Origin of the sequence: Amycolatopsis sp. H20-H5 (genome assembly GCF_035828755.1) — a bacterium.
GTDB lineage: Bacteria > Actinomycetota > Actinomycetes > Mycobacteriales > Pseudonocardiaceae > Amycolatopsis.
This window is the reverse complement of sequence record NZ_JAYMZS010000147.1, coordinates 1-19,401: the sequence shown is the minus strand read 5'-3', so window position 1 is coordinate 19,401 and position 19,401 is coordinate 1. Positions and strand designations below refer to the sequence as shown.

23 protein-coding genes, 1 tRNA gene and 1 pseudogene are annotated in these 19,401 nt (G+C 69.0%); 13 read left to right on the top strand and 12 right to left on the bottom strand.

Going from position 1 to position 19,401, the window contains the following annotated elements; all coding sequences use genetic code 11:
• Nucleotides 1–134 precede the first annotated feature (134 nt).
• Entirely contained in the window at nt 135–587 is a 453-nt protein-coding gene (locus QMK34_RS42065; RefSeq protein WP_326420418.1) for a winged helix-turn-helix transcriptional regulator, read from the bottom strand.
• A gap of 91 nt (nt 588–678) precedes the next feature.
• Between QMK34_RS42065 and QMK34_RS42060 the strand changes: the two genes are divergently transcribed.
• Both QMK34_RS42060 and QMK34_RS42055 read left to right on the top strand, forming a co-directional pair.
• Entirely contained in the window at nt 679–1,269 is a 591-nt protein-coding gene (locus tag QMK34_RS42060; RefSeq protein WP_326420417.1) for a dihydrofolate reductase family protein, read from the top strand.
• Entirely contained in the window at nt 1,266–1,709 is a 444-nt protein-coding gene (locus tag QMK34_RS42055) for a PPOX class F420-dependent oxidoreductase (RefSeq protein ID WP_442785336.1), read from the top strand. Before QMK34_RS42060 ends, QMK34_RS42055 begins: the two co-directional genes overlap by 4 nt.
• Nucleotides 1,710–1,809: 100 nt before the next feature.
• Here QMK34_RS42055 and QMK34_RS42050 read toward each other — a convergent pair whose 3' ends face one another.
• Nucleotides 1,810–2,565, bottom strand: coding sequence for an acyltransferase (locus QMK34_RS42050; RefSeq protein ID WP_326420416.1), 756 nt, complete (start codon nt 2,563–2,565; stop codon nt 1,810–1,812).
• Nucleotides 2,566–2,619: 54 nt separating this feature from the next.
• On the opposite strand from QMK34_RS42050, the gene QMK34_RS42045 reads away from it, so the two are divergent.
• The 3 genes from QMK34_RS42045 to rox all read left to right on the top strand — a co-directional run bounded on the left by QMK34_RS42045 (nt 2,620) and on the right by rox (nt 6,355).
• Nucleotides 2,620–3,573 (top strand): nucleoside hydrolase, encoded by a 954-nt coding sequence (locus QMK34_RS42045; RefSeq protein ID WP_326420415.1) that lies wholly within the window; start codon nt 2,620–2,622, stop codon nt 3,571–3,573.
• Nucleotides 3,573–4,718: a C40 family peptidase gene (locus tag QMK34_RS42040; RefSeq protein ID WP_326420414.1), complete on the top strand. Its 1,146-nt coding sequence runs from the start codon at nt 3,573–3,575 to the stop codon at nt 4,716–4,718. Before QMK34_RS42045 ends, QMK34_RS42040 begins: the two co-directional genes overlap by 1 nt.
• A gap of 191 nt (nt 4,719–4,909) precedes the next feature.
• On the top strand, nt 4,910–6,355 hold the full coding sequence (gene rox / locus QMK34_RS42035) for a rifampin monooxygenase (RefSeq protein WP_326420413.1): 1,446 nt from the start codon (nt 4,910–4,912) through the stop codon (nt 6,353–6,355).
• 22 nt (nt 6,356–6,377) lie between these two features.
• On the opposite strand, the gene QMK34_RS42030 is transcribed toward rox, so the two are convergent.
• Nucleotides 6,378–6,854 carry an SRPBCC domain-containing protein gene (locus tag QMK34_RS42030; protein ID WP_326420412.1) on the bottom strand — a complete coding sequence of 159 codons (477 nt, stop codon included), beginning with the start codon at nt 6,852–6,854 and terminating at the stop codon, nt 6,378–6,380.
• Nucleotides 6,851–7,204, bottom strand: a complete 354-nt coding sequence (locus QMK34_RS42025; RefSeq protein WP_326420411.1) for an ArsR/SmtB family transcription factor — start codon at nt 7,202–7,204, stop codon at nt 6,851–6,853. Before QMK34_RS42025 ends, QMK34_RS42030 begins: the two co-directional genes overlap by 4 nt.
• Nucleotides 7,205–7,382: 178 nt before the next feature.
• Here QMK34_RS42025 and QMK34_RS42020 point away from each other — a divergent pair, with 178 nt between their 5' ends.
• Complete coding sequence (locus tag QMK34_RS42020) at nt 7,383–7,982, top strand: DUF2867 domain-containing protein (RefSeq protein WP_326420410.1); 600 nt, start codon at nt 7,383–7,385, stop codon at nt 7,980–7,982.
• A 47-nt stretch (nt 7,983–8,029) separates the two neighbouring features.
• Nucleotides 8,030–8,449 carry a DUF6463 family protein gene (locus QMK34_RS42015; protein ID WP_326420409.1) on the top strand — a complete coding sequence of 140 codons (420 nt, stop codon included), beginning with the start codon at nt 8,030–8,032 and terminating at the stop codon, nt 8,447–8,449.
• Between the two features lie 33 nt (nt 8,450–8,482).
• Here the strand turns inward: QMK34_RS42015 and QMK34_RS42010 are convergent, their stop codons facing one another.
• Nucleotides 8,483–9,949 (bottom strand): alpha/beta hydrolase, encoded by a 1,467-nt coding sequence (locus tag QMK34_RS42010; protein ID WP_326420408.1) that lies wholly within the window; start codon nt 9,947–9,949, stop codon nt 8,483–8,485.
• Between the two features lie 43 nt (nt 9,950–9,992).
• The gene (locus QMK34_RS42005; RefSeq protein ID WP_326420407.1) at nt 9,993–10,472 is read right to left on the bottom strand and encodes a hypothetical protein; all 480 of its coding nucleotides are present in this window, start codon (nt 10,470–10,472) and stop codon (nt 9,993–9,995) included.
• A gap of 107 nt (nt 10,473–10,579) precedes the next feature.
• Here QMK34_RS42005 and QMK34_RS42000 point away from each other — a divergent pair, with 107 nt between their 5' ends.
• The 3 genes from QMK34_RS42000 to QMK34_RS41990 all read left to right on the top strand — a co-directional run bounded on the left by QMK34_RS42000 (nt 10,580) and on the right by QMK34_RS41990 (nt 12,726).
• Nucleotides 10,580–11,863: a sensor histidine kinase gene (locus QMK34_RS42000; protein WP_326420406.1), complete on the top strand. Its 1,284-nt coding sequence runs from the start codon at nt 10,580–10,582 to the stop codon at nt 11,861–11,863.
• Nucleotides 11,860–12,465 (top strand): response regulator transcription factor, encoded by a 606-nt coding sequence (locus QMK34_RS41995; protein ID WP_326420405.1) that lies wholly within the window; start codon nt 11,860–11,862, stop codon nt 12,463–12,465. Before QMK34_RS42000 ends, QMK34_RS41995 begins: the two co-directional genes overlap by 4 nt.
• Nucleotides 12,466–12,537: 72 nt before the next feature.
• A complete protein-coding gene (locus tag QMK34_RS41990) occupies nt 12,538–12,726 on the top strand; it encodes a hypothetical protein (RefSeq protein ID WP_442785335.1) in 189 nt (62 codons plus the stop codon).
• Nucleotides 12,727–12,737: 11 nt separating this feature from the next.
• Here the strand turns inward: QMK34_RS41990 and QMK34_RS41985 are convergent, their stop codons facing one another.
• Nucleotides 12,738–12,869 carry a hypothetical protein gene (locus tag QMK34_RS41985; RefSeq protein ID WP_326420404.1) on the bottom strand — a complete coding sequence of 44 codons (132 nt, stop codon included), beginning with the start codon at nt 12,867–12,869 and terminating at the stop codon, nt 12,738–12,740.
• 123 nt (nt 12,870–12,992) lie between these two features.
• On the opposite strand from QMK34_RS41985, the gene QMK34_RS41980 reads away from it, so the two are divergent.
• Nucleotides 12,993–13,625 carry a class I SAM-dependent methyltransferase gene (locus QMK34_RS41980; RefSeq protein ID WP_326420403.1) on the top strand — a complete coding sequence of 211 codons (633 nt, stop codon included), beginning with the start codon at nt 12,993–12,995 and terminating at the stop codon, nt 13,623–13,625.
• A gap of 90 nt (nt 13,626–13,715) precedes the next feature.
• Complete coding sequence (locus QMK34_RS41975; RefSeq protein WP_326420402.1) at nt 13,716–14,060, top strand: YbaB/EbfC family nucleoid-associated protein; 345 nt, start codon at nt 13,716–13,718, stop codon at nt 14,058–14,060.
• Between the two features lie 17 nt (nt 14,061–14,077).
• Here QMK34_RS41975 and QMK34_RS41970 read toward each other — a convergent pair whose 3' ends face one another.
• Nucleotides 14,078–14,461 carry a VOC family protein gene (locus tag QMK34_RS41970; protein ID WP_326420401.1) on the bottom strand — a complete coding sequence of 128 codons (384 nt, stop codon included), beginning with the start codon at nt 14,459–14,461 and terminating at the stop codon, nt 14,078–14,080.
• A 73-nt stretch (nt 14,462–14,534) separates the two neighbouring features.
• Nucleotides 14,535–15,254, bottom strand: a complete 720-nt coding sequence (locus tag QMK34_RS41965) for a class I SAM-dependent methyltransferase (RefSeq protein ID WP_326420400.1) — start codon at nt 15,252–15,254, stop codon at nt 14,535–14,537.
• 215 nt (nt 15,255–15,469) lie between these two features.
• On the opposite strand from QMK34_RS41965, the pseudogene QMK34_RS48150 reads away from it, so the two are divergent.
• Nucleotides 15,470–15,744: pseudogene (locus tag QMK34_RS48150) on the top strand (EamA family transporter); the annotation flags it as partial.
• Nucleotides 15,745–15,943: 199 nt separating this feature from the next.
• Here QMK34_RS48150 and QMK34_RS41955 read toward each other — a convergent pair.
• The 3 genes from QMK34_RS41955 to QMK34_RS41945 form a co-directional block, all read right to left on the bottom strand.
• Entirely contained in the window at nt 15,944–18,232 is a 2,289-nt protein-coding gene (locus QMK34_RS41955) for a hypothetical protein (RefSeq protein ID WP_326420398.1), read from the bottom strand.
• Between the two features lie 38 nt (nt 18,233–18,270).
• A tRNA-Thr gene (locus tag QMK34_RS41950) sits at nt 18,271–18,346 on the bottom strand.
• Nucleotides 18,347–18,396: 50 nt separating this feature from the next.
• A complete protein-coding gene (locus QMK34_RS41945) occupies nt 18,397–18,534 on the bottom strand; it encodes a hypothetical protein (protein ID WP_326420397.1) in 138 nt (45 codons plus the stop codon).
• Between the last annotated feature and the right edge of the window lie 867 nt (nt 18,535–19,401).

Genomic DNA, 19,401 nt, shown 5'->3' with positions numbered 1-19,401 from the left:
CACGTCATCGACCAGGGCCTCCGTGCGTCTGCCTGGCGACGCGGACACCAGGCAGACGCACGAAGAAGCCACTTCAGACGACGCCTCCGCCTCCAGATGCTAGAGATCTAGCCCTGTAGTACTAGACGTCTCGGTCACACGGCGCTGCCGGGGCCGGGCAGCAAGTCGACGTCGGTCGCGTGCATCGGCTCGCCACAGTGGGCGCACCGCAGGTCGACACGTGCGACCTCGCCGCACGCGTGGTGGCGGTAAAGCACCGGCGGGCCTGCCTCGCCCGCGAGCCATTTGTCCCCCCAGCCGGTCATGACCATGAGCAGGTCGACCAGCTCGGCGCCTTTCTGCGTCAGGTGGTATTCGAACCGCGGCCGCCGGTCGTAGGGACTTCGTTCGAGGACGCCGTGGTCGACGAGGTGATTCAGCCGCTCGGTCAGGACCTTGCGCGAGATCCCGAGGTCGGCCTGGATCTGCTCGAACCGGCTGAGCCCGGCCCACACGTCCCGCAGGATCAGTGGCGACCAGGGCTCCCCGATGACGTCGAGCGTCCGCGCGATCGAGCACGCCATCCCACCGAAGTTCGTGCGCTGCATGAACCCAGTCTAGCGACATGGGTTCCCTAAGGGAACTTTGAATGCTACGGTCATGGAGTCTCTTGAAGGAACCCCAGGAAGGACCGCCGAGATGAGCAAGGTCTTCAGCGCCCACGCGGTGTCGGTCGACGGGTACATCACCGGCCGCGATCCCGGCGCCGGGCGCGGCCTCGGCGACGCGACGATGCTCTTCGACTGGTACTTCGACGGCGACACGCCAAGCCAGGTGTTCGACGGGTTCACCCTGAGCGAGCCCAGCGCGCGGGTCTTCGACGCCCTCGCCGCCAGCGTGGGCGCCATCGTGACGGGACGCAACACCTACGAGGACTCCGACCGATTCGGCGGCGGCAGCCCCCACCCGAAGGCCCGCTTGTTCGTACTGAGCCACCGCCCGGCGCCAGAGATGACCGAGCGGCAGACCCTCGTCACCACCGGCATCGAGGACGCGATCGCGGCGGCCCGCGAGGCTGCCGGTGGCAAGGACGTCGGCCTCATGGGCGGCGTCGTGACCGAGGCACTCAAGGCGGGTCTCGTCGACGAGGTGGTCCTGCACCAGGTGCCGATCCTGCTCGGCGGCGGCAGGCCCTTCTTCCAGTCGCTCCCCGAGCACGTGCGCCTCCGCCTCGTCGAAGCCGTTCCGGCTCCCGGCGTCACCCACCTCCACTACGCGGTCGAGCGATGACCCTCGTCACCGGCGACCACCGCCCGCAGCCCACCCGGAACCCCAGCCAGGAGATGACCACGATGCTCGACCCCGACGTTCGCCGCGCACTCGACGACGCCTCGCTCGCACACCTCGCCAGCGTCCTGCCCGACGGCGCGCCCCATTCCGTGCCGGTCTGGATCGGAACGCACGGCGACCACGTCGCGATCTTCACCAACCCTGACAGCCGCAAGGCCCGCAACCTGCGCCGCGACCCTCGGGTCGCGCTCTCCCTGACAGCGGCCGACAACCCGTTCCAGCCGGTCCTGGTCCGCGGCCGGGTCGTCGAGTGGATCGAGGGCGACGCCGCCTGGGAGATCATCGATCGGATCTCGACCAAGTACATCGGCGCTCCCTACTCACGCAGTGAGCAGCGAGTAGTCGCCCTGATAGCACCCGAACGCCAAAGTGTGGGCTGAGCCCTCGCTGTCAGCGAGGTGCCGGACGGGTTTGGGTGAGCGAGTAGCGAAGGGAACATGGGGGGCGTCTGGGTCCCTCATGGTGGCCTTCAGGGGCAACTCAGCCCTCGCCCAGCGTCTTCTGCAGCGCCTTGCTGGCCTTCCGCGCCATGTCGGCCACGGCCTCGCGCCGTGCCGCGTCGGCCGCGTAGTCGTCTTGCCGGTTTCGGACCACCCGAGCGGGTGACCCGACCGCGATCGAGTAGTCCGGGATCTCGCCGCGGACCACCGAGTGCGCGCCCAGGACACACCCGCGGCCCACTCGCGTCCCCTTGAGCACGGTCACCTTGGTCCCGAGCCAGGTGTCCGGCCCGATCCGCACGGGGGACTTCACGATGCCCTGGTCCTTGATGGGCACGGTGATGTCGGCGGTGACGTGGTCGAAGTCGCAGATGTACACCCAGTCCGCGACCAGCGTCGCCGCGCCGAGTTCGATGTCGAGGTAGGCGTTGAGCACGTTCTGCCGCCCGAACACCGACTTGTCGCCGATGCGCAGGGAACCCTCGTGGCAGCGGATGGCGTTGCCGTCACCGATGTGCACCCAGCGGCCGATTTCCAGCCTGCCGTAGCCGGGACGGCAGTGGATCTCGACGTCCTTGCCGAGGAACAGCATCCCCCGCAGGATGATGTGCGGGTTGGCCAGCCGGAACTTCAGCAGGCGGTAATACCGCACCAGGTACCAGGGCGTGTACGCGCGATTGCGCAGCACCCAGCGCAGCGAGTCGGCGGTCAGGAACCTGGCCTGCCGCGGGTCGCGACGGGCCTGCCGCCAGGCGCGGAGCCTGGACAAAGCGGGCGCACCCCACATGGACGTCATACGAAGGACCGTAACCTGTGCGGGGACGCCATCAGACGCAAGGGGACCACGCGCATGGGGACGAAGCTGATCATCGACACCGACCCGGGTGTCGACGACGCTTTCGCGATCGCTTTGGCCGCACTGTCCACCGACGTCGACCTGCTCGGCGTGACCACGGTGTTCGGGAACGTGCCACTGGCCGCGACGACGATCAACGCGCGAAGGCTGCTTCAGCTGTGCGACCGGCCCGACGTGCCGGTCGCCGCCGGGGCCTCGCGGCCGCTGGTCTACCCGAATCCGTACTCGGCGGAGTACGTCCACGGCGTGGACGGGCTCTCCGGGCGCTCGGAGGCGCTGCCGGAGCCCGCCAGGCCGCTCGACGAGCGCGACGCCGTGAGCCTGCTGTACTCGCTGCTCAAGGCCGCCGACGAGCCGGTGACGATCGCGCCGATCGGGCCGCTGACGAACATCGCGCTGCTGCTCGCGGCCCATCCCGGCGTCCGCGAGAAGATCGGCCGGATCGTGATCATGGGTGGCGCGCTCGACCACGGGAACATGACCGCGGCGGCCGAGTTCAACATCTGGAGCGACCCCGAGGCGGCCCGCCGGGTGCTGGTCGAAGAGGACGTCCCGGTGGTGCTGGTGCCGATGGACCTCACCTACCGCTGCGCGGTCGACACCGCGTGGCTGGCCGAGCTCGCCGCGTCCGGCCCGCTGGGCACGATGCTCGAAAGCCTCACCCCGGACTATCTCGCGCACTACCGCAAGGCGCTGGGCTGGGAGGGCATCGTGCTGCACGACGCCGTCGCGGTGGCCGAGGCGATCAGGCCCGGCCTCCTGCGCACCGAGTCGTTCCCGATCGACGTCGACTGCGGGCTCGGCCCCGCCCGCGGAGCCACCCTGGTCGACCGGCGGCGACGGCGGGAGCCGGGCACCCAGCCAGTCAGGACTATCGAGATCGCGGTGGACACCGACGTCGACGCGCTGGGCAAGTTCGTGCTCGCCCGGCTTTCCGGAGGCCAGTGATGGAAGAGCAGGAAACGCCGGTGGGCCCGCCCAAGCGGGGCAACCGGCTTCCGGTGATCCTCGCCGCCGTGGTCGTGGCGGTCGGTGCGCTGGTGGTCGCCATCCAGCTGGCGCCGAAGAGCGAGAAGGCCACCAACACGGCCGCGTCGGCGTCAAGCGCCCCGGCGCCTTCGGCACCGCAGTCGTCCACCACGCCGGAACTGCCGCGTGAGCAGCCGAAGGTCCCGCAGAGGGCCGGGCAGGAGTTCGACGCCTGGGTCAGCAAGACCAGCCAGTGGCTCGACATCCCGCTGCGCGCGATGACCGGCTACGCCACCACGACGGTGACGTTGAGCAAGGAGCAGCCGAACTGTCACCTCTCCTGGGTGACACTGGCCGCGATCGGCAAGACCACGAGCGACCACGGCCGCGCGAACGGCGGCCACGTCGGCGAGAACGGCGTGCTGAGCGCGCCGCTCGGCACGATCGAGGTCCACGACTTCTACAACCGCGTCGTCTCGACGGCGAACGCGAGCGGCCCGATGCAGCTTTCACCGGCCGTCTGGGCGAAGTGGCAGCGCAGCGCGTCCGGCGCCAAACCGGATCCGCAGAACCTCGACGACGCAGCGCTGACCACCGGCCGCGCGCTGTGCGCCGACGGGAACGACCTGTCCCAGGGGCAGATCTGGTGGAACTCCGTGAGCTCGCTGCAGTCCTCGTCGCTCTACGTCCACCGCACGCTGGCCACGACGAACGTCTACGGCACCGTCGGCAAGAACCCCGACGCGCCGAACCCGGCCGTGCTCAGCGCGGTCAACTTCGCCATCGACAAGATCGGCCTGCCCTACGTCTGGGGTGGCAACGGCAAGGGCGGCAGCGACCCCGGCTTCGACTGCTCCGGCCTGACGACGGCGGCGTACGCCAGCGCCGGAGTCAAGCTGATGCGCACCGCGGACACCCAGTTCCGCAGCGTGGCGCATGTGGACGAGCCGAAGCTCGGCGACCTCATCTTCTACGGCGAGCCCGCGACGAAGATCCACCACGTCGGGCTCTACATCGGCAATCAGCAGATGATCGACGCCCCGCAGACCGGCCAGGCCGTGCAGGTCCACACCTACCGCAAGCCCGGCGACGACTTCGCCGGCGCGGGCCGCCCGACAGCCTGAGCCCTGGGAAAAGACTGGACGGCGTGCTGCGCGGGCTTGTAGCTTGCAGCCGACCGTGACATCGACCGAGGAGGTGAGACCCATGAACGCTGTATCGATGTGGGTGCTCCCCCTTGCCGTCACGGCCGGGCGACTGACTTAGGTGTCGCCGGGAGCGCCTCGACAACAGGCACTCCCGAAAGGCAACACCTATGGACTCTCAGCATTCCACCGACGTGATCATCGCCGGGTGCGGGCCGACCGGCGCGATGCTGGCCGCCGAACTGCGGCTGCACGACGTGCGGGTACTCCTTCTGGAGAAGGAAACCGAGCCCGTGTCGTTCGTCCGCGTAGTCGGTCTGCATATTCGCAGTCTCGAGCTGATGGCCATGCGCGGGCTGCTGGAACGCATTCTCGAACACGGAAGACGGCGTCCGGCAGGCGGTTTCTTCGCCGCCATCGCCAAACCCGCGCCCGAGGGCCTGGATTCCGCGCACGCCTATCTGCTGGGCATCCAGCACCCGGTCATCGTTCGCCTGCTCGAAGAACACGCGATCGAGCTGGGGGCGCAGGTCCGGCGTGGTTGCGCGGTCGCCGATTTCGCGCAGGACGCCGAGGGGGTGACCGTCGAGCTCGCCAACGGGGAACAGCTGCGTTCGCGCTATCTCGTCGGCTGTGACGGCGGGCGCAGTACGGTGCGCAAGGTGCTCGGTGTCGGCTTCCCCGGCGAGCCCTCGCGCACCGAGACATTGATGGGCGAGATGGAAGTGGCTGCGCCGCGAGACGAGATCGCCGCCAAGGTGACCGAAATCGGCGAGACCATCAAGCAATTCTGGCTCCGGCCCTTCGGCGAAGGGGGCTATCAAGTCGTGGTCCCCGCCGCGGGAGTCAGCGATCGCGCGGAACCGCCCACCCTCGACGATTTCCGGCAACAGCTGCGCACCATCGCCGGAACCGATTTCGGCGTGCACTCCCCGCGCTGGTTGTCCCGCTTCGGGGATGCCACCCGGCTGGCCGAACGTTATCGGGTCGGGCGGGTGCTGCTGGCAGGCGATGCGGCACACATCCATCCCCCCACCGGCGGGCAGGGCCTCAATCTGGGCGTTCAGGACGCGGTCAACCTCGGTTGGAAGCTGGCCGCACAGCTCCGCGGCTGGGCACCGGAAACACTGCTGGACACCTACCAGGCCGAACGTCATCCGGTCGCCGAGGACGTGCTGGACAACACCCGCGCCCAGATGGCACTGCACTCCCCCGAACCGGGCGCGCGGGCCGTGCGCAGGCTGCTCACCGAACTGATGGATTTCGACGAGGTGAACCGCCATCTGATCGAGAAGATCACCGCGATCGGCATCCGCTACGACTTCGGCGAAGGCCCCGACCTGCTCGGCCGCCGCCTGCGCGACCTCGACTTGAAACAGGGCCACCTCTACGACCAGCTACACCAGGGCCGTGGCCTGCTGCTGGACCGCACCGAACGGCTGACCGTCGGCGGCTGGTCAGACCGGGTCGATTATCTCGCGGATTCCACTGCGGCACTGGATGTTCCGTGCGTCCTGCTACGCCCCGACGGCCACGTCGCCTGGATCGGCGACGATCAGCGGGACCTGGACGACCACCTCTCCCGTTGGTTCGGCCCGCCGACTGATCTCGCCTGATCAGGTGCCGCGGGCGGTCGTTTCAACGGCCGGCCTCGCTCTCGACCAGCCGGGCCAGTTGGGAAGCGACCGTGCCCCAGCCGTCGGCGAAGCCCAACTCGGCGTGCCGAGTGCGGGCAGCGGGGTCGCCGTGGCGCACGATGATCCGGTAGTCGGTGCCGTCCGGGTGGTCCCGCAGCACGACCTCGGCGGTCATCGAGATCGGCCCCTGGCTCGCGGGCCGCCAGCCGCTGTCGATCGCGTTGGTGAACACGATCCGCTCGTACTCCTCCACCACGAGGAAACACGCGTCCAGATGCGGGACGAACGTTTCGCCGTCGTCGCTCATCAGCGTGACGAACGCGCCGCCAGGCCGGACGTCGAGGCGCTCGACACGGCAGTGGGCCGGGGCGGGCACCCACCACTGTGCGAGGTTGGCCGGATCGGTCCACGCGTCCCATACCTGCTTGCGGGGCGCGCGGATGACCCGGTCAATGCCGAGATCGAGTTCGGGGTTCACTGCTTCTCCTTCTCTTGAGGGGTGGTGACGAACCGCTCCAGGCGATCAGTGCGGTCCGCCCAGCTGTTTCGCTGCTCCGCAAGCCAGTCATCGACGAGCGCGAACCGTTCCCGATTGAGCTCGCAGGTGCGCACGCGGCCGGACTTCGCGGTGCGGATCAGGCCGTTCGACTCGAGCACCCGCACGTGCTTCATGAACGACGGCAACGTCATGGGGGCTTCACTGGCGAGGTCGCCGACGCTCGCCGGTCCGCGACCGAGCCGCCGGAGGACCGCGCGCCTCGTCGGGTCGGCGAGCGCGACGAACACACCATCCAGCACGCCATCGAGCACGGTCGAATACTGAGCCATGAGGCTAAGTATTAATCACGAACAACACTTAGCGCAAGGGCTAAGTGTTGGCGCATGTCTCGGCCCAGTAGCCCCTCCCAAGTGCCGCGCGTCTCGTTCCCATTATCTATACGCCATCGCACAACCGGTGTTAGCCTTGTCGTTGTACGGCACCGTACACAAACTGGGGAGTCCAACCATGTCTCGAATCGACAAGGCCTCGTACACCGGGCAGCCGTGGCGGATCCACGAATTCACCGATGACTTCCGGATCGAGGACGCGTGGGCGTTCCGCACCCCCGGAGCCGGACCCCACGACTTCCCGGCGATACTCGCCGCGATGCGGGAGGCCGGGGGGCTCGCGCAGCAGTCATGGTTGGCGCGGGCGTTGTTCGCGACCCGGTGGAAGCTCGGAGCGCTCCTCGGCTGGGACAAGCCGTCAACCGGCGTCGGCGCACGGGTCACCTCGCTCCGCGACCGCCTGCCCGAGGACCTCCGCGACGCTCCGCGGGGCCTGGACACCGCTGCCATGCCGCTCAAAGGGGTCTACGAGCTGGACACCGAATGCGCCCGCGAGCTGGGGAACAAGACCGTGCACACGGTGATGCACCTCGGCTGGGCGCGCGGGGCCGAGAGCGACTACGAGCTGCGGATGACCGTCCTCGTCAACACCAATGGAACCTTCGGCAAGCTCTACATGGCCGCGATCGCGCCCTTCCGCTATCTCGTCATCTACCCGGCACTGACCCGGCAATGGGAACGCGCCTGGCGGGACCGGAATGCTTCGGCAACGGGGTAGATCTCGCATCATGATTCGGTGCACCACAACGGAAAGAGGGGGTTCACATGATCAAATGGGGTGGCTGGGTTCTCGTAGTGCTGGGAGCCGGGCACATGCTCATCACGCTGGCTCTGGTGGCCCCGAGCGCCGTCGGCGCGTGGTTCGGCAAAGGCGTGTGGGGGGAGGACTCCGCCGCGATGAGCCAGGCCGACGCCGCGTACTGGCTGAGCCTCGGCAGCTTCGGCGTACCGCTCATCGTGATCGGGCTGATGGTGCTGTGGCTGGACCGCCGGGACATCGTCCCGCCCTCGTTCGTCGCGTGGACAGTGGGAATCTGGTCCCTGCTCGGCGCCGTGATCTTCGAGCCCGCGCCGTGGCCGATAGCCTGGATCGCGGCCGGGCTCCTGCTGGCAGGAGCCCGGCGCGCACGCACAACACGGGCGATGGCGGGCGATTCGAATACTGACACCCCACCAGTTGCCTGACGCAGAGGTGCCGCGGCAGGTCAAGCGGGCCGGTCAGCCAGGTTGCGCCGGGCAGAAGGTGTCGTGCGCGACCCGTCGGCCTGTGACCAGGTAGTCGGTCACGGCGTCGTTCCCGCACTCGTTCGCGGCACCGTAGGCCACGTGCCCGCCCTGGTCGATGGTGACCAGCCGGGCCCGGTCGCCGAACGCCCACCGCGTCCGCAGCGCTCCGGGGAGTGGGGTGGCCGGGTCTCGGAGGTTCTGCACCATGAGCACGTCGGACGGTCCCTGGCCGGTGATCCGCACCTGCGGCTCGGCCGGGGACGGCCAGAACGCACAGGCCCGGATGTTGGCCGTGGCCGCGCCGTACATCGGGTAACGGATCCGGTCGACCGCGACGTCGCGCTGATAGGTCTGCACCGACTTCGGCCATGGGGAATCGTTGCAGATCACACTGAGATAGCCGGGAGCGAAACCCCCGCGGTCAGTGAAGTCTCTTTGAGCGGTTCCGCCTTGGCCGGCTCCGGGCGCGGGCGGCTGGTTCGTGTCGAGTTCGTGCCAGGTCGTCGCGAGGAGGGCGAAGGTACTGTCCGCGCGAAGATAAGCGGCTGTGGTCCCGCGGAACGCCGTACCGTCGTATCCCCGCGACGGCGTCTTGTCCAAACGCTCGGCGAGCTGGAAGTACTTCGCCTTCACCGCCGCCGGAGTGGTGCCCAGATCGTATTTCTTCGCATTGTCCACGGCGAATTTCGCGAAGTCCGGGAACCTGGTCTGGAAGCCCATGCCCTGGCTCCGCAGCGCTCCGATGTCATACCCTTCCGGGGGAAGGCTGCTGTCGAGCACGATGCGGTCGCCGCGGTCCGGGAACAACGTCGTGTACACCGCACCCAGGTAGGTGCCGTAGGACTCGCCGTAATACGAAATCTTCGGCACACCCAGCGCCGCCCGGATCCGGTCCATGTCGCGCGCGGTGTTCGCCGTGGTGATGAACGGCAGGATGTCCGCGGTTTCCGAGGTGGTGCACTGCCGGGCGATGGTCTTCGCGGTCTCGGCCGCCTTCGCCACATCGGCGGCGCTGTGCGGGTAGGGCGGAGTCGCGGCGACGTCATTCTGCTCGCGCGTCAGGTTGCAGGTCAGGGGTGCGCTGCGGCCGATACCGCGCGGGTCGAACCCGATCACGTCGTAGCTGTCCAGCACCGGCTGGGGAAAGGTGAACAGAGGCAGGGCCAGCTGGCCCGGGAGGCCGGGGCCACCCGGGTCGACCAGCAGCGCGCCTCGGCGTTTCGCCGGATCCTTGCTCGCCAGCCGGGAGATCGCGAGGTCGATCGTCCGTCCGTCCGGATGGCGGTAGTCCAGCGGAACCGCGAGCGTCGAACACCGCAGCCTGGCGTCGGTGCCGCTGGGACACGAACCCCACCGCACCTGCGCCTGCGGCGCTACCGACGCGACGGCCCCCGACAATCCCGACGCCATTCCCGCCACCGCGACGGCGACGAGCACCGCGGGCAAAATCTTTCGCATGACACTTTCTCCTTGACTCGAATTAGAAACAGAACTCAGACGGTCAGCCACCCGCCAGCGCAGCCCCGCGGACCGCGACCGCGGCGCGCTTGCGCCGCCAGCGCAACAGCACGACGGCGAGCGCGAAAACCTGCAGGTTGAGCTCCAGCCCCGGCAGGTCGGCGGCCACGCCGGAGCTCCCATGACCGGTCCGGCGAATCGAGCCGGTTCGCTCTCCCTGCTCGCCGATCATCGAGTAGTCCCGGCTGGCGATCGCGGTCCGCCGGAAGTGCCAGGCCCGCCCGGAAACGTGCATGCTCCAGCGGCGGCTCACCCGGTCCGTGGTCGCCAGTACCGACCCGTCGGCGCCGAGCAACTCGTAGACACCGCTGAACCTGTGCGACCGGATGCGGTAGTCGGCCCCGTCGAGAGTGAACTGCGCACCGATGCGCCCCCTCTTCACCGAGAACGTCGTCAGCGCTCGGTCATCGCGGGTGAGCTCGTACTCCTTGGCCAGCAAACTGGTCCTCTTCGCCTGCAACATGGCACTAGGACACCATCGCCGAACCGGGGGAACCCCTGCCATCTGTCATAACCGATCGAGTGACGAATGGGCGAGACATCAAGACATCAGGACCGGACGCTTGTCCCATGTCGGAAGCATCACTCGTCCAGGCCGCCGCGGCCGGGTACCCGCGGCACCCGAGCCGTACCATGGCCGACGTGGGCAAACGCGATCCCGGCGAGTTCTCCGCCCGGCAGTGGCCGGACTGGAGTTTCCAGACGGATCAGCGGCGCGGCCCGCGGGGCCGAGTGGGCGTCGTCACCGTCGCCAGCCTCGCTTCGCTTTTCCTGATCACGCGGGTCACCGAAATAGCGGGCGGCACGAGCGGTGCTCTGCGCAGCGGTATCGCGATCGGCCTTATCGCCTGCTACGGCGTCGGCTGCCTGCTCGCCCCGCGATACGGGCCGCACGCACCGCCGCGGCAGCGGATCGCCACCGTGGTCGCGATGTTCGCGTTCGGATCCGCACCGGCGCTGCTACTGGGCTCGCCCGATTACCTGACCGATCTGACCTACGCCATCGCGATGGGGCTCATGCTGCTGCCGTTGCGCTTTTCGCTGCTGCTCGGCTTCGCCACCGCGATCAGTCAGATCGGCTGGATGCGGCTGGCCTACGGCGAGGTGCGCTGGGGGCAAGTGGCCACCCTCGCGGGCTTGACCGCCACCCTCGGCACCGTCATCGCGCTCAACCTCACGATCGGGCACCTGAGAGCCGCGCGCGAACAGGTCAAGAGAATGGCCGTGAACCAGGAACGGGAAAGGGTCGCCAGAGACCTCCACGACATCCTCGGGCACAGCCTCTCGACGATGACCCTCAAACTGGGGCTGACCCGGCGGATACTGGAGTCCGGCGGAGACGCCGCCATCGCCCCCGCCGTCGCCGAGGTCACCGAGCTCGAAACCCTGGCCCGGCAGGCACTTTCCGACGTACGGGCCACCGTCTCGGACTACCGCACCGTGTCGCTGGCCACCGAGATCGCCGGCTCCCGGATGGCCCTTCGAGCCGCCGGTGTGCGGGCCGAGCTGCCCACCGCGGCCGACGACGTGCGGCCCGAGCTGCAAGGGGTTTTCGGTTACGTGGTCCGGGAAGCGGTCACCAACGTGCTGCGCCACTCCGACGCCGAACGCTGCACCATCCGGCTCGGCCACGACTGGGTGGAGATCACCGACAACGGCAACGGCAACGGCAACGGCACTGACGGGGCCGAAGCCACCGCCGGGCACGGCCTGACCGGCCTCGCCGAACGACTGGCCATGGTGTCGGGCACCCTCGAGCACGGCTTGGCCCCCGGTGGCGGCTTCCGGGTCCTCGCCCGCGGACCGGTACCGGCACTGGAACTCACCCCTTCCACCGGAGTGTGCCCGACATGATCCGCGTCCTGCTGGCCGACGACCAAGCGCTCGTGCGCGGCGCACTGGCCTCGATGCTGCGACTCGAATCCGACATCGAAGTGGTCGCCGAAGTCGGCGCAGGCAACGAAGTGCTGGAAGCCGCGCGGCGAACCACCCCCGACATCGCACTCCTGGACGTGCAGATGCCCGGCCGCGACGGACTCGCCGTCACCGCCGAACTTCACCACGCACTGCCGGAGTGCCGGGTGATCATCTGCACGACCTTCAGCAGGGCGGGCTATCTCTCACGGGCGATGTCGGCGGGCGCCGCCGGGTATGTGGTCAAAGACTCCCGTCCCGAGCAGCTCGTGAACGCGATCCGCCGAGTCCACGCCGGGCTGCGCTTCGTCGACCCCGCCCTCGCGGCCGAATCCCTTGCCAGCGGCGCCAGCCCCCTCACCGACCGGGAGGCCGACGTGCTCCGCGCCGCCGCCGAGGGCGGCACCGTCGCCGACATCGCCAAGACCGTGGGCCTGTCCGAAGGCACCGTACGCAACCACTTGTCTTCCGCGATCGGCAAAACCCAAGCCCGCACCCGCGCCGGAGCCGCCCGGCTCGCCGAAACCAACGGCTGGCTCTGACGGCACGGCTACGACTGGCCCGGCCTCACGGCCCGAGCCACCGTGGCGGGGGCAGGCCGAGCCTACCGAGAGGTGTTCACGGCGATCTGGACGAGCGAGCGGGGTCTGCGGGTCGAGACCTGGCGGCGGCGTGACTCGGCGATGAGCGAGGAGACGATCGTCTCGGAGGTCAGGGCCCTGATGATCGAGCGGCACCCGGAGTGGTCCGGCCAGGACTGGATCGAGAAGGGCGTCGGCTGCTTCTGCTCGGAGCACCCCTGACGCGCAGCCGCTCACGCCTGGAAATACGCCTCCCAGGTCAGGGTTCCGGCGGCGATGTCCTCGGACACCGCGCGCACCCACGTCAGCTTCGCAGTGACCATCGGCACCGTGATGCGGGCGGCGGTGCTCGTCGTCTCGGTCATTCTCATCCAGCCCGCGAGGCGGATCGTGCAAGAGCTGTCCGAGCGGAAGACGACGCCACCGCGCCATTGCCATAACAGCAAGTTTGCTTGCTGGCTTCGAGGTGCCAGGGGCACGGTGAAGTCATGACGGAAACAACCACGGCACAGCAGTTCTGGGACACCTTCTACGACGACCGTGACAGCGCCGCCGGCAAGCCCAATGCCCTGCTGGTCAGGGAAGTCGCCTCGCTGACGCCCGGCACCGCGCTCGATCTCGGCTGCGCCGAGGGCGCCGACGCGCTCTGGCTGGCCGAGCTGGGCTGGCAGGTCACCGCCGCCGACGTGTCGGCGACGGCCCTGCGCCGGGCCGAAACCCACGCCGCCGCGAAGGGGCTCACCGGCCGGATCGACTGGCAGCGGCACGATCTGGCGCGGTCGTTTCCCGCTGGCGTCTTCGACCTGGTTTCGGCCCAGTTCCTGCACTCCCCCGTCGCGGCGTCCGGCGAGCGGGAGAACATCCTCGCGAGGGCAGCCAAAGCTGTCGCGCCCGGCGGGCTGCTCCTGGTCGTCGGCCACGCCGGCTGGCCGTCATGGCTGCGAGAACCGCCTGCCGACGTGCACCTTCCCACCACCGCGGAGGTCCTCGGCTCCCTCGACCTGGAGCCCGGCCGGTGGCAGGTCGAGCTCGAGGAGCTTCTCGAGCGGGAGCTGACCGGTCCCGAAGGCGAATCCGGTGTCCGGAAGGACAACGTCCTTAGGATCCGGCGCGCCCGATAGGCGCGGGCTGTCCGCTTCCGGCCACGGCCACCTCCGCGCCGCGCGAACCGGGCAAGCTGCACGGAGCAGGCGCGAGCTACGGAGGTTGTCGTGTACACCGAGATATCGGGCGAGCTGCCCGCCGAATTCCTCCGGCAGCTCGCCGCGCAGATCCGCAAGATCCGCGACGGCCTCGCCGAGATCGAGGGCACCGCGGAGTCGCCGGACGGGCTGATCCTGGCGACCGTCAGCGGGTGCGGCGAGCTGATCGGCCTCGACCTCAACCCGCGGATCTACCGCACCACCGACTCCCAGGCCCTGGAAACGGCGATCCTCGACACCGTCGACGCCGCCCGGCGGTCCGCCGAAGCCGAGGTCGCCGGACTGGCCGCCGAGCTCCTGCCCCACGGTGAACTCGCGGCCGGACCGCCGATCGGGCACCGGGTGCCGGTGTAGCCACCGCCGGGCGCGGTTCAGTCCTCACTGCCGTAGTCGCGGGTCAGCAACTCCAGCACGTGGTTGTCGGCGTTGGTGAAGTACACCCCGTGGCCGCCGTCGTTGGTGTTGGCCTGTCCGGGCAGGGTGCGGTGCGGATCCGCCCAGTAGTCGAGTTTCCCGGCTCGGATCCGGCCGAAGATCTCCTGGAACTCGTCCTCGCCGACCTTGAACGCGTAGTGCTGCTGGGCGATGTCGCCCCCGGTCTCCGCGAAGTCGAGGGTGACGTCGTTGCTCAGTCTGATCGCGGCGAACGGGCCCACCGCGACCGGCTCCGGCAGGCCCAGCAATGCGGCGAGCGCGTTCGCCGACGCCGTCTTGTCGCGCGAGTACACGATGGTGTGGTTCAGTTCCACGGTCATGATGGTCCCTTTCCTTGGCTTTTCCCGCTTCCAGCCTAGAACCTCCAGATAGCTTGAGGTCTACCCCCGAGCTTCAGCGCAGCCGGAAATAGATCATCGGGTTGTCACGGCCGTGATGGAGGTCCGGACCGAGGCCGAGTTCCCGCCGGAGGTCCGCCAGCTCGGCCCGCGCCACCAGCGGGGCCTTCGCCCGTGCGGCGGTGAAATACGGCGTCGCGTGGAGATACAGCCAGCTCAGCACCTCGACGCCCTCGGTGAAGGGCAGCGGCTTCGCACGGTGGAAGACGTCGTGCACACTCACCGGGGTTCCCTTGGCCAGCCGGGGAAAGACGTCACGGAGATACCAGCGCGCGAAGCGTGCGCTGTGGTCGGCGTCGATGAACAGATAGTCCAGCCCGTCCGCCCAGCCCGCGGGCTGGTTGCGCGCGTCGCACTGGCGGAACTCCCATCTCCCCTCCGCGAGGGACTTCGGCACGCCGCTGGTGGCGTTGTCGATCAGGTCCATGGTGATCAGGATGCCGGTGCCGTTGTCCTTCAGCGCGTGCAGGATCCATCCTGTCGACCAGCCGTGCAGCGAGCCGATCTCCACGACCTTCGCCGGGCGGAAGTGCCGGAGCAGGAGGTAACTGATCTCGGCCTCGACGTCGTCGAGCTGCACTTTCAACGACGGGTGGGCGGCCCGGTGCGCGCGCCTGGACTCGCGTACGGAGCGAAGGGCGTCCGCGTGCTCACGGTAGAGCCCGCGGATGAGCTCGAGATCGACGACTGGGCGGCGCTTCGTTTCGTTATCCATAGTGGACTCGACGTTAGGGGCTCACGCGGCCGCGGGTCACTGTGGTTCTCCGCAGGATCAAGTGGGGAAAACCCCCGTTTCGACAGTGCAGTAAACCTTACTGATGCGTGCGGTTCTTTTCACTTGTCCTGTCGCTTTTCCTGGGGCATGGTGAAGGTCGGACAACCGGACGGGGAGTGAAAGTGATCAGTGGTGGACACGCGACGCTGGTGCGCATGGGCGTGCTGGCCGTGCTGTGGGGTTCGGGGTTCCTGTGGATCAAACTGGCGCTGACCGGACTGACCCCGATCCAGATCACCGTCATCCGCTGCGCGCTGGGCACGGCCGTCCTGCTGGTCATCGCCCGGTCGTCCGGCAACGGCTCCCCCGCGACCGGCGCACCTGGGGTCATCTCGTCGTGGCCGCGTTCTTCTGCAACGCGCTGCCGTTCGCCCTGTTCAGCGTCGGCGAGCAGACCGTCGGCTCCGGGGTCGCCCTCGCCCTTTCCGCCGCCCAGCTCGGCACCGCGACGGGCTTGAGCACGCTGGCCCTGCCCGCCGGGGGCCTGACCCCGGTCCACTTCACCCCGACCGCGCTGATCGCCGTCGTCATACGTCGGCTACCTGCTGCCGGTGGTCTCGGTGACGCTCGGCGCGATCGCGTGCCCCTGAAGGCCACCTTCACAGCGTTTTACGCCGTGAAGGTGGCCTTCAGGGGCACGCGAGCTGGGCAGGCAGGAAGGGATGCGGGCCGACGGACCAGCCGAGGAACCGGCGAGCCCGCAGGCCCTCGATCTCACCCGCAGGCGTGAACCGGCCACCGTCGACGACCTGCGCCAGCCCGTCCACCGCCGGTCCGAAACGCTCGGTCAGGCCGACGCCGTCGACAAGCTCGCGCAGGCGGGTCACCGCCGCCTTCTGGGTCGCCGCGTCACAGAAACCGAGGAAGAAAATCGCCTGCCGCCACGCGTAGGCGACGTTCTTGATCATCTGCAGCGCCGCGTACCGATGCTCGACGCGCATGCCCTGGCGGCGCACCACCCAGGCCAGCGTCCGGTCGGCGAGTTCGGGCGCGAGGTCGCGAACGCTCTGTTCCAGTGACAGGACCTTGACCAGTGCGGCGAGGTTGTGAGTGGTCAGGATCTGGCTCTGCTCAAGCACTGTGCCGTTCGTCGCGGTGTACTTACCTTTCCCCCGGCGCGCTTCCCCGGCACGGCTCACGCAGAGGTCGGCGAAGTCCTCGGCGGTCCCCTTGCCCCAGCGGCGCAAGGTGAATTTCTGTTTCAGGCCGGGAATGTCCGGCCAGTGCTCGGGCAGGTCGTAGTAGCGGGCGTACAACGTTCCCGCCGTCGCCTCGCTCGCGATCACCGCGGCGCGGCGCCACTTCAGCGTGAACGTGCCCATGAAGATGTCGGCCGCGACCTCCTCCACCAAGGGGATCTTCAGGCCTGCCTGGGTGGCGAGCGCGCCCATCTCCCGGACGAGGAGGTTGGGCAGGATCGCCTGCGGGAACGCGCTCAGCGCGATCAGCGTCGTCTGCCGCAAGGTCTGCTCGGCGACCTTGGCCGTGTTCGCGCGGACCGTGCGGAACGGTTCGAGCGCACCGATCCACGGGAGTTCTTCGAACCGGACCTGGTGCTCCAGGTTCAGCAGGAGCAGGCCGCGGCGACGCCGGAACGCGGCGTACGCCTGCCCGTAGAGCGCGCCCAGTTCGGGATCGTCGAGGTTCGCCGCGAGCAGACGGGAAGTCAGCTGTGGCAAAACTTTCGCGAGTACTTCGCCGGAACCGATGACGCCCCGCTCGACCAGCGTCTCAACCGGGGCCTCCAGTGCGCGGACCACCTTCCGGAGCAGGTGCGGCGGGATGGGCCTGCCCGCCGGGATACCGCGCGATTCGCCCTCGGCGACCTCCTGGGTGAGCGGGTCGAGCGAGGGGACGCCGCCGTCGCCCGGGTAGCGGTCCAGCCTGCCGTCGAGCAACTCGGCGAACGCCGCGTGGGTCGGGCGGGCGGCCTCCACCGCCTGCCCGGCGCGCAACGCGGCGCGGGTTTCGGAGCCGGGGGCGCCGTGCTTGGTGATCGTGTTGGCCAGCGCCACGCGGATCCAGCCGACGTCGCGGCCGGACAGCTTCGCACTGTCCACTTCGCACACTTCGAGCGCGCTGCGCAGGCGGGCGAAGTTGCGCCCCGGATGACGGTGCGCGTTCGAAAAAATTTCCGTGCGGCCCGCCTCCTCGTAGTCGGCGAGCCACTGGCGACGACGATCCGCCCAGTCCGGTGGCCAGACCCGGCAGGGCCAGTCGTTCTCGACCGTTTCGCACCAGAGTGCGACGAGCCGGTCGTAGAGCGGGTGCCACACCCGCAACGTCTCCCGCATCGCCGCGAGCTGCGGCCTGGTCTCGACAGCCTGCAACGACTCCCGGACCTCACCGACGGACTTCAGCCGCACCAGCGCGCCGGACGGGCGGGGCGACGGGCGCAGCCGTGGGGTCAGCCGCAGGCGGTGCAGCAGCGGCCGCAGCTCGCTGACCAGGTCGAGCGCGAGTTCGGGCCGGCCGTGGTCGAGCAGCCACGCGACGACCATCAGCGCGGCCTCCTCCGGGAGGTCGACCCGGTAGGACTCGCCACGCAGAGCCGCCAGCAGCTCGGCCTGGCCCTGCTCGCTCAGGTACCAGAGATTGAGGCGCTCGCGATCCGTGCTACCCGGCGATCTCTTGGGGAGCGCGGCGAGGCGGGCCTGCTCGTCCTCGTCCAGGCCCAGCTCGGCCAGGTACCGGCCGGTCGCGAAACCACCGTGCACCACTTCGAGGGTGACCCACGCCGGAGTGTCGGCCACCGGGGTGCGGGAGCCGACACTCAGCGTGCCGTCGGCCATGCCGGACACCACGGCGGCCCACTTCACGGACCTCGCGTCACCCTGCGCTGAGGCCTGCCGCAGCGCTCGCTCCCACTGGCCGAGGGCGTACTGGGGCGATGCGGCGAACCGCGGCTCGTCCGGCATGAGGACTCCGTGTGACTGGGCTGGACCTGCTGGGAGACTGGACATGGAGGCTGGATTCGAACCCGCGCCCTCCCGGAGTACAAGCCGGGTGATCCACCGCTGATCCACTCCATGACTGCCCGGTCAGCGTAGCCGCGCCATCACCGGCCCGCGAGCGGATATCGTCAGGCGCCGCTGCCCACGCCGTCGATCGGCCGTCCCCGCAACGCGGACCGGGTGGCCGCCACGATGGCCGGCAGGCCGATCGCCCCGGTGACGCCGACGATCGCGCCGTAGACGGCAGGCTCGATGCCCGGCCACACCTCTTCCGTCAGCGCCAGGTTGCTCCCGATCAGCGGCGGGAGCGCGACGGCGGTGCCGCCGTGTCACCGCGCAGGTCGGCGAGAGTGCCCGAGCGGCCCGCGAGATCCAGTGTCCTGTCCAGTCGCTCCGGCGAGATCCCCTGGGCGGCAAAGGAATCCGCGCGCGGCTACCGTCCTCCGTGTACTTGAGCATGACCTGACTCCTGGCCACCGGCGCCACGGCCGCCATCGCCATGCCGAGTGAGCGCCGCCTCCTTAAGCACGGCGTCGCCCAGCCGGACGACACCCGAGATCGGCCGCGCAGTGCAGGAAGATGCTCTTGCCCGGCGGGGCCCATCACCGCGGTGAACGAGCCGCGGGCCAGGCCGATCGACGCGGCCCGCAGCGCGGTCACGGAGTCCAGGCGCAGCGCGTGCGTGCCGACTCCCGTGGTGGCCAGGTCGCGCGCAGCGGGCTACACCTCCTCAGAACGTGTCTGAGAACTGTCGCAGCAGCCGCCGCTCGAAGCATCGGGCGCCTGTCCTTCGAAGCCGCTTACCCTCCACAAAGGACGGAAAGCCCACCCATTCGCCCGTTTCATACCGCCATGACCGTTTCATGCGTGCCCCTGAAGGCCACCATGACAGCGTTAAACGCCGTGAAGGCTCCCATCAGGGCACACAGCAAGCCTGCGGTGGCGACTGAAGGGGACCTTCCCTCGACTCAACCTTGCAAAAGTCCCCTTCACCAGAACAGACCGTGTGAAAGTCCCCCGTCAGTCACGCGGCCCTCGGCGCCAAACTGGACGACATGACATCAGTTTCCGGACGCCCTCTGAGCTTGTTGTTTAACCAGGTGGTGTCTGGTGGGGGCCCCGGTTGGTCATGG